This window comes from Streptomyces sp. ADI96-02, assembly GCF_003846185.1.
Lineage (GTDB): Bacteria > Actinomycetota > Actinomycetes > Streptomycetales > Streptomycetaceae > Streptomyces.
Map to the genome: position 1 here is coordinate 3,991,566 of NZ_ML123034.1, position 17,032 is coordinate 4,008,597.

12 protein-coding genes and 1 tRNA gene are annotated in these 17,032 nt (G+C 67.0%); all 13 read left to right on the forward strand.

Translation table 11 applies throughout. The features are described from left to right. The first annotated feature begins 84 nt into the window (after positions 1–84). The 13 genes from EES43_RS17610 to fusA all read left to right on the forward strand — a co-directional run bounded on the left by EES43_RS17610 (position 85) and on the right by fusA (position 16,984). Positions 85–157: transfer RNA gene (locus tag EES43_RS17610), tRNA-Trp, on the forward strand. 106 nt (positions 158–263) lie between these two features. Next, positions 264–551, forward strand: coding sequence for a preprotein translocase subunit SecE (gene secE / locus EES43_RS17615; RefSeq protein WP_124269597.1), 288 nt, complete (start codon positions 264–266; stop codon positions 549–551). Positions 552–624: 73 nt separating this feature from the next. After that, the gene (gene nusG, locus EES43_RS17620; protein ID WP_124269598.1) at positions 625–1,542 is read left to right on the forward strand and encodes a transcription termination/antitermination protein NusG; all 918 of its coding nucleotides are present in this window, start codon (positions 625–627) and stop codon (positions 1,540–1,542) included. Between the two features lie 176 nt (positions 1,543–1,718). Next, positions 1,719–2,153: a 50S ribosomal protein L11 gene (rplK, locus tag EES43_RS17625; RefSeq protein ID WP_015610692.1), complete on the forward strand. Its 435-nt coding sequence runs from the start codon at positions 1,719–1,721 to the stop codon at positions 2,151–2,153. A gap of 79 nt (positions 2,154–2,232) precedes the next feature. Then, positions 2,233–2,955, forward strand: coding sequence for a 50S ribosomal protein L1 (gene rplA, locus EES43_RS17630; RefSeq protein ID WP_124269599.1), 723 nt, complete (start codon positions 2,233–2,235; stop codon positions 2,953–2,955). A 211-nt stretch (positions 2,956–3,166) separates the two neighbouring features. After that, positions 3,167–4,075: an SCO4651 family lipoprotein gene (locus EES43_RS17635; protein ID WP_124269600.1), complete on the forward strand. Its 909-nt coding sequence runs from the start codon at positions 3,167–3,169 to the stop codon at positions 4,073–4,075. Positions 4,076–4,359: 284 nt separating this feature from the next. Next, entirely contained in the window at positions 4,360–4,917 is a 558-nt protein-coding gene (gene rplJ, locus EES43_RS17640; RefSeq protein WP_124269601.1) for a 50S ribosomal protein L10, read from the forward strand. Between the two features lie 84 nt (positions 4,918–5,001). Continuing rightward, positions 5,002–5,385, forward strand: coding sequence for a 50S ribosomal protein L7/L12 (gene rplL, locus EES43_RS17645; protein ID WP_124269602.1), 384 nt, complete (start codon positions 5,002–5,004; stop codon positions 5,383–5,385). 614 nt (positions 5,386–5,999) lie between these two features. Next, complete coding sequence (gene rpoB / locus EES43_RS17655) at positions 6,000–9,485, forward strand: DNA-directed RNA polymerase subunit beta (RefSeq protein WP_124269603.1); 3,486 nt, start codon at positions 6,000–6,002, stop codon at positions 9,483–9,485. 128 nt (positions 9,486–9,613) lie between these two features. Beyond that, positions 9,614–13,513, forward strand: a complete 3,900-nt coding sequence (locus EES43_RS17660) for a DNA-directed RNA polymerase subunit beta' (RefSeq protein WP_124269604.1) — start codon at positions 9,614–9,616, stop codon at positions 13,511–13,513. 458 nt (positions 13,514–13,971) lie between these two features. Further along, a complete protein-coding gene (gene rpsL, locus EES43_RS17665) occupies positions 13,972–14,343 on the forward strand; it encodes a 30S ribosomal protein S12 (RefSeq protein WP_003948652.1) in 372 nt (123 codons plus the stop codon). A gap of 2 nt (positions 14,344–14,345) precedes the next feature. Continuing rightward, entirely contained in the window at positions 14,346–14,816 is a 471-nt protein-coding gene (rpsG, locus tag EES43_RS17670; protein WP_003966970.1) for a 30S ribosomal protein S7, read from the forward strand. Positions 14,817–14,854: 38 nt separating this feature from the next. Further along, complete coding sequence (fusA, locus tag EES43_RS17675) at positions 14,855–16,984, forward strand: elongation factor G (RefSeq protein ID WP_124269605.1); 2,130 nt, start codon at positions 14,855–14,857, stop codon at positions 16,982–16,984. The last annotated feature ends 48 nt before the right edge of the window (positions 16,985–17,032 follow it).

Sequence of the window (17,032 nt, forward strand, 5' to 3'; positions counted from 1 at the left end):
CTCACCTGTCGTTGGCCTTCACCAGCCGCACCGTTCCTGCACCCGGTCACGGGGAAAGATGCGGTAGGTTGGGGGAAACCACAAAGGGTCGTAGCTCAATTGGTAGAGCACTGGTCTCCAAAACCAGCGGTTGGGGGTTCAAGTCCCTCCGGCCCTGCTTCACACTCCTCCGCCAGGATGTGTGCGCATGTACGTACTTCCTTGCACAGCCGTGCGGCTCCCCCGGGCGCGGCACGGCCACGACCCGGAATCAGGTGAGTAGCGTGACGGACGCCGTGGGCTCCATCGACATGCCTGATGCCGAGGACGAAGCGCCCGAGTCGAACAAGAAGTCCCGGAAGGGCGGCAAGCGCGGTAAGAAGGGCCCTCTGGGCCGTCTCGCGCTCTTCTACCGTCAGATCGTCGCCGAGCTCCGCAAGGTCGTCTGGCCGACCCGCAGCCAGCTGACGACGTACACCACCGTGGTGATCGTGTTCGTCGTCGTCATGATCGGTCTTGTTACCGTCATTGACATGGGATTCTCGCGGGTCATCAAGTACGTCTTCGGCTGATCCCGCGGAAGGCGTCCGACCGGGCGCCCCTTTCGCACGTTCCACCCTTTGTATCCAGGAAGAAGCAGCCATCGTGTCTGACCCGAACCTGAACGACGCCGTCGAGCCCGAGGCTGGCGCCTTCGAGTCCGCCGAGGACGAGCTCGACATCGTTGAGGCTGCTGACTCCGTGGAGCCCGACCAGGCCGAGGCCGCAGACCAGGCCGCGGGCGAGCCCGCCGAGCAGGACGCGGTGGTGGAGGAGTCGCAGGACGCCGAGGCCGACGAGGACGCGTCCGACGAGGACGCCGACGCCCCCGAGGCCGAGGCCGACGAAGAGAGCGCCGACGACGAGAGCGCCGACGAGGCCGAGGCCGCCGAGCCGGCCCCCGCCGTCGACCCCGTCACCGCCCTCCGCGACGAGCTGCGCGGCCTGCCCGGCGAGTGGTACGTCATCCACACGTACGCCGGGTACGAGAAGCGCGTGAAAGCCAACCTGGAGCAGCGCGCCGTCTCGCTCAACGTCGAGGACTTCATCTACCAGGCCGAGGTGCCCGAGGAAGAGATCGTCCAGATCAAGAACGGCGAGCGCAAGAACGTCCGGCAGAACAAGCTCCCCGGCTACGTGCTGGTGCGCATGGACCTGACGAACGAGTCCTGGGGCGTCGTGCGCAACACGCCGGGCGTCACCGGCTTCGTGGGCAACGCCTACGACCCGTACCCGCTGACGCTGGACGAGATCGTCAAGATGCTCGCCCCGGAGGCCGAGGAGAAGGCCGCCCGCGAGGCCGCCGAGGCCGAGGGCAAGCCGGCTCCGTCCCGCAAGGTCGAGGTCCAGGTGCTGGACTTCGAGGTGGGCGACTCGGTCACCGTCACCGACGGCCCGTTCGCGACGCTGCAGGCGACGATCAACGAGATCAACGCCGACTCCAAGAAGGTCAAGGGCCTCGTGGAGATCTTCGGCCGCGAGACCCCGGTCGAGCTCAGCTTCGACCAGATCCAGAAGAACTAGCACTCTCCGCCGGTTTCTGGACACATGCCTACCCAGCAGGTCAGAGGGGCTTCGCGGCTCGTCTGACCTGCTTGGTTTTTGGTCGCACAGCTATACCCGTTATCGTTGTGCGGTATGCCTCCATCCGGATGACCGGAACGGCGGCGAAACACTCTCACTAGGACCCGGAGAGAGCAATGCCTCCCAAGAAGAAGAAGGTCACGGGGCTTATCAAGCTCCAGATCAACGCCGGTGCGGCGAACCCGGCCCCGCCGGTCGGCCCCGCGCTCGGCCAGCACGGCGTCAACATCATGGAGTTCTGCAAGGCGTACAACGCCGCGACCGAGTCGCAGCGCGGCATGGTCGTGCCGGTGGAGATCACGGTCTACGACGACCGCTCCTTCACGTTCGTCACCAAGACTCCGCCGGCCGCCAAGCTGATCCTCAAGGCCGCGGGTGTGGACAAGGGCTCCGGCGAGCCGCACAAGACCAAGGTCGCCAAGCTGACGGCCGCCCAGGTCCGCGAGATCGCCACGACGAAGCTCCCCGACCTGAACGCCAATGACCTCGACGCCGCGTCGAAGATCATCGCCGGCACCGCCCGCTCCATGGGCATCACGGTCGAAGGCTGATTCAGCCCCGTAACCCCCAGTGGTAGGACCAAGCGCTGGTCCGCACCACGACTCCACACCTGAAACCACAGGAGTAGAAGTGAAGCGCAGCAAGAACCTCCGCGCTGCGGACGCCAAGATCGACCGGGAGCGCAACTACGCCCCGCTCGAGGCCGTCCGTCTCGCCAAGGACACCGCCTCCACGAAGTTCGACGGCACCGTCGAGGTCGCCTTCTGCCTGGGTGTCGACCCGCGCAAGGCCGACCAGATGGTCCGCGGCACCGTGAACCTCCCGCACGGCACCGGCAAGACCGCCCGGGTCCTGGTCTTCGCGACCGGTGACCGTGCTGCGGCCGCGGAAGCCGCCGGAGCCGACATCGTCGGCGCCGACGAGCTCATCGACGAGGTGGCGAAGGGCCGTCTGGACTTCGACGCCGTCGTCGCCACCCCGGACCTCATGGGCAAGGTCGGCCGCCTGGGCCGCGTGCTCGGTCCGCGTGGTCTGATGCCGAACCCGAAGACCGGCACCGTCACCCCCGACGTCGTGAAGGCTGTCAACGACATCAAGGGCGGCAAGATCGAGTTCCGCGTCGACAAGCACTCGAACCTGCACTTCATCATCGGCAAGACGTCGTTCGACGACACCAAGCTGGTGGAGAACTACGCAGCGGCGCTGGAGGAGATCCTCCGTCTGAAGCCGTCCGCCGCCAAGGGCCGCTTCATCAAGAAGGCCACGCTGGCCACCACGATGGGCCCCGGCATCCCGCTGGACGCCAACCGCACCCGCAACCTCCTCGTCGAGGAGGACCCGGCCGCCGTCTGAGCCCTCGCGCTCACCCGGTAGCCGCGTCGTACGCGTGCACCCCTGTGGACGGGCCCCGCAACCTTTCGAGGTGCGGGGCCCGTCCTCGTTTCCGATGGGGCGGCCGGTGAGTGCGACGTCCGTGATTTCCCGCGAGGGCCGGTGCCCGCCGGCTGCCCTGTGCCAGGGTGGGGGCGGCCGGACGAGCGACGACGCGAGGGGTGGACGGACGATGAGGACGAGCACGGTACGGCGCGCGGGGACGGCGTTGGCGGTCACGGCCCTGATGTCGGCGGCGGCCTGCAGCGGCCCGGGGCAGGGCGGCGGCTCGCGCCCGGACGAGCGGGCCGCGGGCGGCGCGGTGGACACCGCCTCCGTCACGGCGCTCCAGCAGGTGCGGGAGAAGACCGGCACGGCGCGGTCGGCCCGTATCGAGGGCACCGCCGAGGTCGGCGACAGCGTCGCCCTGAAGCAGTCCGGCACGATCGACTGGGCCGACGGTCTGACCGGCTCGCTCACCATCACGTACACCGGCGGAACGATGGGCGAGGCCCTGAAGCGGACCGGCGGCGACGGGTCGGTCCGGGTGCGCTACCTCCGGGACGAGTACTACGCGGCCATGGGCGACGCCTTCGCCTCCGAGCTGGGCGGCCGGAGCTGGATCCGGTACGGCCTGAGGGACCTCGCCGCGCTGGGCGGCGCCGCCGGCGACGTCCTCAAGGACCAGATGCATAACAGCACACCCGAGCAGGGCGTGCGGGCGCTGCTCGCCTCCGGCGACGTCGAGAAGGTGGGCCGGGAGGACGTGCGCGGGGTGTCCGCCACCCACTACTCCGGCACCGTCGACGTGGCGAAGTTGACCGCCCGCGACTCCGCGCTGAACGCGGAGCAGCTGGCGGCCTTCAAGAAGCAGCTCGCCGCCGCCGGCGTCACCACCCAGACCGTGGACATCTGGGTGGACCGGGACGATCTCCTGGTGAAGAAGACCGAGCGCGGGCGGACGGCGGCCGGCGACTTCGACACGACCGTCTTCTACAGCGACTACGGCACGGAGGTCTCCGTCGAGAAGCCCGCCGCCTCCGACACCGTGGACTTCCGGGACGTCCTCAAGCAGCAGGGCGGGGCCGCGGGAGCGTCCTGAGCCTTCGGTAAACCTCGCGCACCGGGCGAATCGAGACGGATTTGCCCGGCGCGCCTCCTCTCGCGTACTCTCCACAGGAAGCCAAAGACCGCTGGTCGTCACTGCGCTCTCGCAAGAGGGACGGTGACCGAAGGTTCCGCTAGACCGGACGACCTGCGCAGGTGACTGTGGAACGCTCCCGGACTCTGTCCGGTCGAGCTGCGCCCTGGCACTTGTGCTGGGGCGTTTCGTCTTTCCCGGCCCCTTCTGAGCGGTCCTCATCACCCGGAAGGAGGCCGACGCTCATGGCAAGGCCCGACAAGGCTGCCGCGGTAGCCGAGCTCGCGGACCAGTTCCGCAGCTCGAACGCCGCCGTGCTGACCGAGTACCGGGGTCTCACCGTGGCGCAGCTCAAGACGCTGCGCCGTTCGCTCGGTGAGAACGCCCAGTACGCCGTGGTGAAGAACACGCTGACCAAGATTGCGGCCAACGAGGCCGGGATCGACACGCTGGACGACCTGTTCTCGGGTCCGACGGCGGTTGCCTTCGTCACCGGTGACCCGGTGGAGTCGGCGAAGGGTCTTCGTGACTTCGCCAAGGACAACCCCAACCTCATCATCAAGGGCGGTGTCCTTGACGGCAAGGCGCTGTCCGCCGATGAGATCAAGAAGCTTGCGGACCTCGAGTCCCGCGAGGTTCTGCTCTCCAAGCTGGCCGGTGCCATGAAGGGCAAGCAGACTCAGGCTGCGCAGCTCTTCCAGGCTCTGCCGTCGAAGTTCGTCCGCACCGCGGAAGCGCTTCGCGCCAAGAAGGAAGAGCAGGGCGGTGCCGGTACTCCGGCTCCCGCCGAGGCCGCCGAGTAATTTCGCTCAGCGGTCCAGCGGGCTCCACGTACGCCCGCCGACACATACATCCGGCACCTGCCGAATAGTGGAAGGACGCCTATCATGGCGAAGCTGTCCCAGGACGACCTGCTCGCGCAGTTCGAAGACATGACCCTCATCGAGCTCTCCGCCTTCGTGAAGGCCTTCGAGGAGAAGTTCGACGTCACCGCCGCCGCCGCGGTCGCCGTCGCCGGCCCCGCCGCTGCGGGCGCCCCGGCCGAGGCCGAGGCCGAGCAGGACGAGTTCGACGTCATCCTCACCGGTGCCGGCGAGAAGAAGATCCAGGTCATCAAGGTCGTGCGTGAGCTGACCTCGCTGGGTCTGAAGGAGGCCAAGGACCTCGTCGACGGCACCCCGAAGCCGGTTCTCGAGAAGGTCGCCAAGGAGGCCGCCGAGAAGGCTGCCGAGTCCCTCAAGGCCGCCGGCGCTTCCGTCGAGGTCAAGTGACTTCGAGAGTCGTCTGACTCTCTCCGGTGCCGTTCCCGCCGCAGGGCGGGGGCGTCGCCTCTCCACAGGGCGATCACCCATCCGGGTGGTCGCCCTGTGGCGTGCCCGAGACGGCTGCCTTGCTCTTCCGCCCGGGGCGAGTAGGGTGATCTTCGCCGTGCGCCTCTCGCGGGCCGCCCAGGGGCACCCTGGGGCCGCGTACGGGGCAGGCGGCGAGGCCGCCCGGAGGGCCGTTCGGACCGGTGGGCCTTGACGAACCGCACGCGGCGCGCAATTCTCAGGACGCGTCATCACTTCGATCCGTATCCGAGGCATGGATCGAGAGTGAAGAGGGCAGTAAAGAAGAGCGCACCCCGCGCGAGGGCTAGACATAGGTGTTGAGAACAGCTGTTGAGAGCAACGTGGGTCTCTGAGAACCCCGACTGGACATCAGTGTGCCGCTTGGCTACACTGACCCTTTGCGCTGCCTGTTAGCTGCCTCCTGCCCGTCACCAGGGGCATGCCCACGCTGAAGCACCGATGGCCGATCGTCCCTGAACTGGGATTTCTGCCTTTGTGTCCAGCTTGGGACCGGTACGCGCGTAGTGAGTCCGAGCCCTCGGAAGGACCCCCTCTTGGCCGCCTCGCGCAACGCCTCGACCGCGAATACGAACAACGGTGCCAGCACCGCCCCGCTGCGCATCTCTTTTGCAAAGATCAAGGAGCCCCTCGAGGTTCCGAACCTCCTCGCGCTGCAGACCGAGAGCTTTGACTGGCTCCTCGGCAACGCCGCCTGGAAGGCTCGCGTCGAGGCTGCTCTGGACAGTGGACAAGACGTCCCCACCAAGTCCGGCCTGGAGGAGATCTTCGAGGAGATCTCACCGATCGAGGACTTCTCCGGGTCGATGTCGCTTACGTTCCGCGACCACCGCTTCGAGCCCCCGAAGAACTCGATCGACGAGTGCAAGGAGCGCGACTTCACGTTCGCCGCGCCGCTCTTCGTCACGGCCGAGTTCACCAACAACGAGACCGGCGAGATCAAGTCCCAGACGGTCTTCATGGGCGACTTCCCGCTCATGACCAACAAGGGCACCTTCGTCATCAACGGCACCGAGCGTGTCGTGGTGTCGCAGCTGGTGCGCTCGCCGGGTGTCTACTTCGACTCCTCCATCGACAAGACGTCCGACAAGGACATCTTCTCCGCGAAGATCATCCCGTCCCGGGGCGCCTGGCTGGAGATGGAGATCGACAAGCGCGACATGGTCGGTGTCCGCATCGACCGCAAGCGCAAGCAGTCGGTCACCGTCCTCCTGAAGGCCCTCGGCTGGAGCACCGAGCAGATCCTTGAGGAGTTCGGCGAGTACGAGTCGATGCGCGCCACCCTGGAGAAGGACCACACCCAGGGCCAGGACGACGCGCTGCTCGACATCTACCGCAAGCTGCGCCCGGGCGAGCCGCCCACCCGCGAGGCCGCTCAGACGCTGCTCGAGAACCTCTACTTCAACCCGAAGCGCTACGACCTCGCGAAGGTCGGCCGCTACAAGGTGAACAAGAAGCTCGGCGCGGACGAGCCGCTGGACGCCGGCGTGCTCACCACCGACGACGTCATCGCGACCATCAAGTACCTGGTCAAGCTGCACGCCGGTGAGACCGAGACGATCGGCGAGTCGGGCCGGGAGATCGTCGTCGAGACCGACGACATCGACCACTTCGGCAACCGCCGTCTGCGCAACGTCGGCGAGCTCATCCAGAACCAGGTCCGCACGGGTCTGGCGAGGATGGAGCGCGTCGTGCGCGAGCGCATGACGACCCAGGACGTCGAGGCGATCACGCCGCAGACCCTGATCAACATCCGGCCGGTCGTCGCCTCCATCAAGGAGTTCTTCGGCACCAGCCAGCTGTCGCAGTTCATGGACCAGAACAACCCGCTGTCGGGTCTCACCCACAAGCGCCGCCTGTCGGCGCTCGGCCCGGGTGGCCTCTCCCGTGAGCGGGCCGGCTTCGAGGTCCGCGACGTGCACCCGTCCCACTACGGACGCATGTGCCCGATCGAGACCCCCGAAGGCCCGAACATCGGTCTGATCGGTTCGCTCGCCTCGTACGGCCGCGTCAACGCGTTCGGCTTCATCGAGACGCCGTACCGCAAGGTCGTCGACGGCCAGGTCACCGATGACGTCGACTACATCACGGCCGACGAGGAGGACCGCTTCGTCATCGCCCAGGCGAACGCGACGCTCTCCGACGAGCTGCGCTTCACCGAGCCCCGCGTCCTGGTCCGCCGCCGCGGCGGAGAGGTCGACTACGTGCCCGGCACGGACGTCGACTACATGGACGTCTCGCCGCGCCAGATGGTGTCCGTCGCCACCGCGATGATCCCCTTCCTGGAGCACGACGACGCCAACCGCGCGCTCATGGGCGCGAACATGATGCGGCAGGCCGTGCCGCTCATCAAGTCCGAGGCCCCGCTCGTGGGCACCGGCATGGAGTACCGCTGCGCCACCGACGCCGGCGACGTCCTCAAGGCCGAGAAGGACGGTGTGGTCCAGGAGGTCTCCGCGGACTACATCACCGTCACGAACGACGACGGCACGTACACCACGTACCGCATCGCCAAGTTCATGCGCTCCAACCAGGGCACCTCGGTCAACCAGAAGGTCGTCGTCTCCGAGGGCGACCGGGTCGTCGCCGACCAGGTGCTCGCCGACGGACCGGCCACCGAGAACGGTGAGATGGCCCTCGGCAAGAACCTGCTCGTGGCGTTCATGCCGTGGGAGGGTCACAACTACGAGGACGCGATCATCCTGTCGCAGCGCCTCGTGCAGGACGACGTCCTCTCCTCGATCCACATCGAGGAGCACGAGGTCGACGCCCGTGACACCAAGCTCGGCCCGGAGGAGATCACCCGGGACATCCCGAACGTCTCCGAGGAGGTCCTCGCGGACCTCGACGAGCGCGGCATCATCCGGATCGGCGCCGAGGTCGTCGCCGGAGACATCCTCGTCGGCAAGGTCACGCCCAAGGGCGAGACCGAGCTGACCCCCGAGGAGCGCCTGCTCCGCGCGATCTTCGGCGAGAAGGCGCGCGAGGTGCGCGACACCTCGCTGAAGGTGCCGCACGGCGAGATCGGCAAGGTCATCGGCGTCCGCGTCTTCGACCGCGAGGAGGGCGACGAACTGCCGCCGGGCGTGAACCAGCTGGTCCGCGTCTACGTCGCGCAGAAGCGCAAGATCACCGACGGTGACAAGCTCGCCGGACGCCACGGCAACAAGGGCGTCATCTCCAAGATCCTGCCGATCGAGGACATGCCGTTCCTGGAGGACGGCACCCCGGTCGACATCATCCTCAACCCGCTGGGCGTCCCGTCCCGAATGAACCCGGGACAGGTCCTGGAGATCCACCTCGGCTGGCTCGCCAGCCGCGGCTGGGACGTCTCCGGCCTCGGTGACGAGTGGGCCAAGCGCCTGCAGGCCATCGGCGCCGACCAGGTCGCCCCCGGCACCAACGTCGCCACGCCCGTCTTCGACGGTGCGCGCGAGGACGAGATCTCCGGCCTCTTCGAGGCCACGATCCCCAACCGCGACGGCGACCGCCTGGTGCAGCCCTCCGGCAAGGCCAAGCTGTTCGACGGCCGCTCCGGCGAGCCGTTCCCGGACCCGGTCTCGGTCGGTTACATGTACATCCTCAAGCTCCACCACCTGGTCGACGACAAGCTCCACGCCCGTTCGACCGGTCCGTACTCCATGATCACCCAGCAGCCGCTGGGTGGTAAGGCACAGTTCGGTGGACAGCGCTTCGGTGAGATGGAGGTGTGGGCACTGGAGGCGTACGGCGCCGCCTACGCCCTCCAGGAGCTGCTGACGATCAAGTCCGACGACGTGACCGGCCGCGTGAAGGTCTACGAGGCCATCGTCAAGGGCGAGAACATCCCCGAGCCGGGCATCCCCGAGTCCTTCAAGGTGCTCATCAAGGAAATGCAGTCGCTCTGCCTCAACGTGGAGGTGCTCTCCTCGGACGGCATGTCCATCGAGATGCGCGACACGGACGAGGACGTCTTCCGCGCGGCGGAGGAACTCGGTATCGACCTGTCCCGGCGCGAGCCGAGCAGCGTCGAAGAGGTCTGACGGGTTCGCCGGCCGGATCCCCGTGATCCGGCCGGCTCTCCCCGGACCCGTTCAGACCATTGCTGAAGTGCCCCATTGCTCGCTTGACGGCAAGGGGCTCGAACCCCCGAAAGAGGGATTGACGACAAGTGCTCGACGTCAACTTCTTCGACGAGCTGCGGATCGGCCTTGCCACCGCGGACGACATCCGGACCTGGTCCCACGGCGAAGTGAAGAAGCCGGAGACCATCAACTACCGCACGCTCAAGCCCGAAAAGGACGGACTCTTCTGCGAGAAGATCTTCGGTCCGACCCGGGACTGGGAGTGCTACTGCGGCAAGTACAAGCGTGTCCGCTTCAAGGGCATCATCTGCGAGCGCTGCGGCGTCGAGGTCACTCGCGCCAAGGTGCGTCGTGAGCGGATGGGCCACATCGAGCTTGCCGCTCCCGTCACCCACATCTGGTACTTCAAGGGCGTCCCGTCGCGCCTCGGATACCTGCTGGACCTCGCGCCGAAGGACCTGGAAAAGGTCATCTACTTCGCCGCGTACATGATCACGTTCGTGGACGAGGAGCGTCGTACCCGCGACCTGCCGTCCCTGGAGGCGCACGTCTCCGTCGAGCGTCAGCAGACCGAGAACCGCCGCGACTCCGACCTGGAGGCCCGCGCCAAGAAGCTCGAGACCGACCTGGCCGAGCTGGAGGCCGAGGGCGCCAAGGCCGACGTGCGCCGCAAGGTGCGCGAAGGCGCCGAGCGCGAGATGAAGCAGCTGCGCGACCGCGCGCAGCGCGAGATCGACCGCCTCGACGAGGTGTGGAGCCGCTTCAAGAACCTCAAGGTCCAGGACCTGGAGGGCGACGAGCTGCTCTACCGCGAGCTGCGTGACCGCTTCGGCACGTACTTCGACGGCTGCATGGGCGCCGCCGCGCTGCAGAAGCGCCTGGAGTCCTTCGACCTCGACGAGGAGGCCGAGCGCCTCCGCGAGATCATCCGTACCGGCAAGGGCCAGAAGAAGACCCGTGCGCTCAAGCGCCTCAAGGTCGTCTCGGCGTTCCTGCAGACCAGCAACAAGCCCAAGGGCATGGTGCTCGACTGCGTGCCGGTCATCCCGCCGGACCTGCGTCCGATGGTGCAGCTGGACGGTGGCCGCTTCGCGACCTCCGACCTGAACGACCTGTACCGCCGTGTGATCAACCGCAACAACCGCCTCAAGCGTCTCCTCGACCTCGGCGCGCCCGAGATCATCGTGAACAACGAGAAGCGGATGCTGCAGGAGGCCGTCGACGCGCTGTTCGACAACGGCCGCCGCGGTCGCCCGGTCACCGGTCCCGGCAACCGGCCCCTGAAGTCCCTGAGCGACATGCTCAAGGGCAAGCAGGGCCGTTTCCGCCAGAACCTCCTCGGCAAGCGCGTGGACTACTCCGCGCGTTCCGTGATCGTCGTCGGTCCGCAGCTCAAGCTGCACCAGTGCGGTCTGCCGAAGGCGATGGCGCTGGAGCTCTTCAAGCCGTTCGTGATGAAGCGCCTGGTGGACCTGAACCACGCGCAGAACATCAAGTCGGCCAAGCGCATGGTCGAGCGTGGCCGCACCGTCGTGTACGACGTCCTCGAAGAGGTCATCGCCGAGCACCCGGTGCTGCTGAACCGTGCGCCCACCCTGCACCGCCTCGGCATCCAGGCATTCGAGCCGCAGCTGGTCGAGGGCAAGGCCATCCAGATCCACCCGCTCGTCTGCACCGCGTTCAACGCGGACTTCGACGGCGACCAGATGGCCGTGCACCTGCCGCTCTCCGCGGAGGCGCAGGCCGAGGCCCGCATCCTGATGCTGTCCTCGAACAACATCCTCAAGCCGGCCGACGGCCGTCCGGTCACCATGCCGACCCAGGACATGGTGCTGGGCCTCTTCTTCCTCACCACGGACGAGGAGGAGCGCGAGGTCAAGGGCCAGGGCCGGTCCTTCGGCTCCACGGCCGAGGCGATCATGGCCTTCGACGCCCGCGAGCTGTCGCTCCAGGCGAAGGTCGACATCCGCTTCCCGGTGGGCACCATCCCGCCGCGCGGCTGGGTGCCGCCGGTCGCCGAGGAGGGCGAGCCCGAGTACCAGCCGGGCGACACCTTCCGCCTGCGCACCAGCCTGGGCCGCGCGCTCTTCAACGAGCTGCTGCCCGAGGACTACCCGTTCGTCGACTACTCGGTGGGCAAGAAGCAGCTCTCCGAGATCGTCAACGACCTGGCCGAGCGCTACCCCAAGGTCATCGTGGCGGCGACGCTCGACAACCTGAAGGCGGCGGGCTTCCACTGGGCGACCCGTTCGGGCGTCACCGTGGCCATCTCCGACGTCGTCGTGCCCGAGGCCAAGAAGGCCATCGTCAAGGGCTACGAGGAGCAGGACGAGAAGGTCCAGAAGCAGTACGAGCGCGGTCTGATCACCAAGGACGAGCGCACGCAGGAGCTCATCGCGATCTGGACCAAGGCGACCAACGAGGTCGCCGAGGCGATGAACGCGAACTTCCCGAAGACGAACCCCATCTTCATGATGGTCGACTCGGGCGCCCGAGGAAACATGATGCAGATGCGTCAGATCGCGGGTATGCGCGGTCTGGTGTCGAACGCCAAGAACGAGACGATCCCGCGTCCCATCAAGGCGTCCTTCCGCGAGGGCCTCACCGTCCTGGAGTACTTCATCTCCACGCACGGCGCCCGTAAGGGTCTGGCGGACACCGCCCTGCGTACCGCCGACTCGGGTTACCTGACCCGTCGTCTGGTGGACGTCTCGCAGGACGTGATCATCCGCGAGGAGGACTGCGGCACCGACCGCGGCCTCAAGCTGAAGATCGCGGTCAAGGGCGCCGACGGCGTGCTCCGCAAGACGGAGGACGTCGAGACCTCGGTCTACGCCCGCATGCTCGCCGAGGACGTCGTGGTGGACGGCAAGGTCATCGCGCCTGCCAACGTCGACCTGGGCGACGTCCTGATCGACGCCCTGGTGGGCGCCGGCGTCGAGGAGGTCAAGACCCGCTCGGTCCTGACCTGTGAGTCCGCGGTCGGCACCTGTGCCTTCTGCTACGGACGCTCGCTCGCCACCGGCAAGCTGGTCGACATCGGTGAGGCGGTCGGCATCATCGCCGCCCAGTCCATCGGTGAGCCCGGCACCCAGCTGACGATGCGTACCTTCCACACCGGTGGTGTGGCCGGTGACGACATCACCCAGGGTCTGCCCCGAGTCGTCGAGCTCTTCGAGGCCCGTACGCCGAAGGGTGTCGCCCCGATCTCCGAGGCCAAGGGCCGCGTGCGGATCGAGGAGACCGAGAAGACCAAGAAGCTCGTCGTCACCCCGGACGACGGCAGCGACGAGACGGCGTTCCCGATCTCGAAGCGCGCCCGTCTGCTCGTGGGCGAGGGCGACCCGGTCGAGGTGGGCCAGAAGCTCACCGTCGGTGCGACCAACCCGCACGACGTGCTGCGCATCCTCGGCCAGCGTGCGGTCCAGGTCCACCTGGTCGGCGAAGTCCAGAAGGTCTACAACTCGCAGGGCGTGTCGATCCACGACAAGCACATCGAGATCATCATCCGGCAGATGCTCCGCCGCGTGACGATCATCGAGTCCGGCGACGCGGAACTGCTTCCGGGCGAGCTGGTCGAGCGGTCGAAGTTCGAGACCGAGAACCGTCGTGTGGTCACCGAGGGCGGTCACCCCGCCTCCGGCCGTCCGCAGCTGATGGGTATCACCAAGGCCTCGCTCGCCACCGAGTCGTGGCTGTCGGCGGCGTCCTTCCAGGAGACGACCAGGGTCCTGACCGACGCGGCGATCAACGCCAAGTCGGACTCCCTGATCGGCCTCAAGGAGAACGTCATCATCGGTAAGCTCATCCCGGCCGGTACGGGCCTGTCCCGCTACCGCAACATCCGGGTCGAGCCGACCGAGGAGGCCAAGGCCGCGATGTACTCGGCCGTCGGCTACGACGACATCGACTACTCGCCGTTCGGCACCGGCTCCGGCCAGGCCGTTCCGCTGGAGGACTACGACTACGGTCCGTACAACCAGTAGGCGAGTCGCCTGATCGACCGGAGGGCGGTCACCCTGTACGCGGGGTGGCCGCCCTCCGGCGTGGGCGGCGGCCTTCCCGGTCTCCGTTCCCGTTCCCGTCCGCGTACAGCGCCCTCAGGAGCCCTGAGGGGCGTCGGAAGGCATACGGGAGGAGGTTCCGCTGATCCGGAAGCCCTCGGGGCGACGGGCGGGATCGTCGGTGGAGGCCGTGCCCGTCGGGGTGGACGGCATTTGTTTTGACCCAGCTCCGTGAGGTAGGTACGCTCAAGCCTTGTGCCTGGGGTGTGCCTGGGCTCGGGTGCGTGTCCTCAACCGCACGGCGAGCTCGTCAGTGGCCACCGCGATCTGCGCCCCTTCTGCCCCAGGGTAGGAGCTTGCAGTATTCGACACACCCGACCGCGTGGGTCGGCGACGTTCCAGGTTAGTTTCACGAACGGCACACAGAAACCGGAGAAGTAGTGCCTACGATCCAGCAGCTGGTCCGGAAGGGCCGGCAGGACAAGGTCGAGAAGAACAAGACGCCCGCGCTCGAGGGTTCGCCCCAGCGCCGCGGCGTCTGCACGCGTGTGTTCACGACCACCCCGAAGAAGCCGAACTCGGCCCTCCGTAAGGTCGCGCGTGTGCGTCTGACCTCCGGTATCGAGGTCACGGCCTACATCCCGGGTGAGGGACACAACCTGCAGGAGCACTCCATCGTGCTCGTGCGTGGTGGCCGTGTGAAGGACCTGCCGGGTGTTCGTTACAAGATCATCCGCGGCTCCCTTGACACCCAGGGTGTCAAGAACCGCAAGCAGGCCCGCAGCCGCTACGGCGCCAAGAAGGAGAAGTAAGAATGCCTCGTAAGGGCCCCGCCCCGAAGCGCCCGGTCATCATCGACCCGGTCTACAGCTCTCCTCTTGTCACCTCGCTGATCAACAAGATCCTCCTCGACGGCAAGCGTTCCACCGCCGAGCGGATCGTGTACGGCGCCATGGAAGGCCTCCGCGAGAAGACCGGCAACGACCCGGTCATCACGCTGAAGCGCGCGCTTGAGAACGTCAAGCCCTCGCTCGAGGTCAAGTCCCGCCGTGTCGGTGGCGCCACCTACCAGGTGCCGATCGAGGTCAAGCCCGGTCGCGCCTCCACCCTCGCTCTGCGCTGGCTCGTCGGTTACTCCCGCGCCCGCCGCGAGAAGACCATGACCGAGCGCCTCATGAACGAACTGCTCGACGCCTCCAACGGCCTCGGCGCTTCGGTCAAGAAGCGTGAGGACACCCACAAGATGGCCGAGTCCAACAAGGCCTTCGCGCACTACCGCTGGTAGTCGCTACCCCCATCGAGACCGAGAGAAGATTGAGCCTTATGGCCACCACTTCGCTTGACCTGGCCAAGGTCCGCAACATCGGGATCATGGCCCACATCGACGCGGGCAAGACGACCACCACTGAGCGGATCCTCTTCTACACCGGTGTGAGCTACAAGATCGGTGAAGTCCACGACGGCGCTGCCACGATGGACTGGATGGAGCAGGAGCAGGAGCGCGGCATCACGATCACGTCCGCCGCGACGACCTGCCACTGGCCGCTCAACGATGTTGACCACACCATCAACATCATCGACACCCCGGGTCACGTCGACTTCACCGTCGAGGTGGAGCGTTCGCTCCGCGTCCTCGACGGCGCCGTCACCGTGTTCGACGGTGTGGCGGGCGTCGAGCCGCAGTCCGAGACCGTCTGGCGTCAGGCGGACCGCTACGGCGTGCCGCGTATCTGCTTCGTCAACAAGCTCGACCGCACCGGCGCGGACTTCCTCCGTTGCGTCAACATGATCGTGGACCGCCTCGGCGCGACCCCGATCGTCATGCAGCTCCCCATCGGCGCCGAAGCGGACTTCACGGGCGTCGTCGACCTCGTGTCGATGAAGGCCTTCGTGTACCCCGAAGAGGCCGCCAAGGGCGAGATGTACAACATCGTCGAGATCCCGGACAACCTGAAGGAGGCCGCCGAGGAATGGCGCGGCAAGCTCCTTGAGGCCGTGGCCGAGAACGACGACCAGATGATGGAGCTGTACCTGGAGGGCAACGAGCCCAGCCAGGACCAGCTGCACGAGGCGATCCGCCGCATCACCCTGGCGTCGAAGGGTGGCGCCGACTCCATCACCGTCACCCCGGTGTTCTGCGGTACCGCGTTCAAGAACAAGGGCGTCCAGCCCCTGCTCGACGCGGTCGTCCGCTACCTGCCGTCGCCCCTGGACGTCGAGGCCATCGAGGGCCACGACGTCAAGGACCCCGAGCTGGTCATCAAGCGCAAGCCCTCGGACGACGAGCCGTTCTCCGGCCTGGCGTTCAAGATCGCGAGCGACCCGCACCTCGGCAAGCTCACCTTCGTCCGGATCTACTCCGGTCGCCTGGAGGCCGGCACCGCGGTGCTGAACTCCGTCAAGGGCAAGAAGGAGCGCATCGGCAAGATCTACCGCATGCACGCGAACAAGCGTGAGGAGATCGCATCGGTGGGCGCCGGCGACATCATCGCCGTCATGGGTCTCAAGCAGACCACCACCGGTGAGACGCTGTGCGACGACAAGAACCCGGTCATCCTGGAGTCCATGGACTTCCCGGCGCCGGTCATTCAGGTCGCCATCGAGCCGAAGTCCAAGGGTGACCAGGAGAAGCTGGGTGTCGCCATCCAGCGCCTCTCGGAGGAGGACCCCTCCTTCCAGGTGCACTCCGACGAGGAGACCGGCCAGACCATCATCGGTGGTATGGGCGAGCTTCACCTCGAGGTGCTCGTCGACCGCATGAAGCGCGAGTTCCGCGTCGAGGCGAACGTCGGCAAGCCCCAGGTCGCGTACCGCGAGACGATCCGCAAGGCCGTCGAGCGCATCGACTACACGCACAAGAAGCAGACTGGTGGTACCGGCCAGTTCGCGAAGGTGCAGATCGCCCTCGAGCCCATCGAGGGTGGCGACGCCTCCTACGAGTTCGTCAACAAGGTCACCGGTGGCCGCATCCCCCGTGAGTACATCCCCTCGGTGGACGCGGGCGCCCAGGAAGCCATGCAGTTCGGCATCCTGGCCGGTTACGAGATGGTCGGCGTCCGCGTCACCCTTCTCGACGGCGGTTACCACGAGGTCGACTCCTCGGAGCTCGCCTTCAAGATCGCCGGTTCGCAGGCGTTCAAGGAGGGTGCCCGCAAGGCCTCTCCCGTGCTCCTGGAGCCGATGATGGCCGTCGAGGTCACCACGCCCGAGGACTACATGGGCGATGTCATCGGCGACCTCAACTCCCGCCGTGGCCAGATCCAGGCCATGGAGGAGCGCAGCGGCGCTCGCGTCGTGAAGGGCCTCGTGCCCCTCTCGGAGATGTTCGGCTACGTCGGAGACCTCCGCAGCAAGACCTCGGGTCGCGCAAGCTACTCGATGCAGTTCGACTCCTACGCCGAGGTTCCGCGGAACGTCGCCGAGGAGATCATCGCGAAGGCCAAGGGCGAGTAACTCTCCCGAGCTCACGCTTTAGGCTTGTCACCGGAGCCTGGCGGGCAT

Bases quoted from the DNA above. Each gene is read 5' to 3' on its own strand.
- rplK (WP_015610692.1), top strand. From the start codon at position 1,719: ATGCCTCCCAAGAAGAAGAAGGTCACGGGGCTTATCAAGCTCCAGATC.
- rplJ (WP_124269601.1), top strand. From the start codon at position 4,360: ATGGCAAGGCCCGACAAGGCTGCCGCGGTAGCCGAGCTCGCGGACCAG.
- rplL (WP_124269602.1), top strand. From the start codon at position 5,002: ATGGCGAAGCTGTCCCAGGACGACCTGCTCGCGCAGTTCGAAGACATG.
- rpsG (WP_003966970.1), top strand. From the start codon at position 14,346: ATGCCTCGTAAGGGCCCCGCCCCGAAGCGCCCGGTCATCATCGACCCG.
- fusA (WP_124269605.1), top strand. From the start codon at position 14,855: ATGGCCACCACTTCGCTTGACCTGGCCAAGGTCCGCAACATCGGGATC.
- EES43_RS17635 (WP_124269600.1), top strand. From the start codon at position 3,167: ATGAGGACGAGCACGGTACGGCGCGCGGGGACGGCGTTGGCGGTCACG.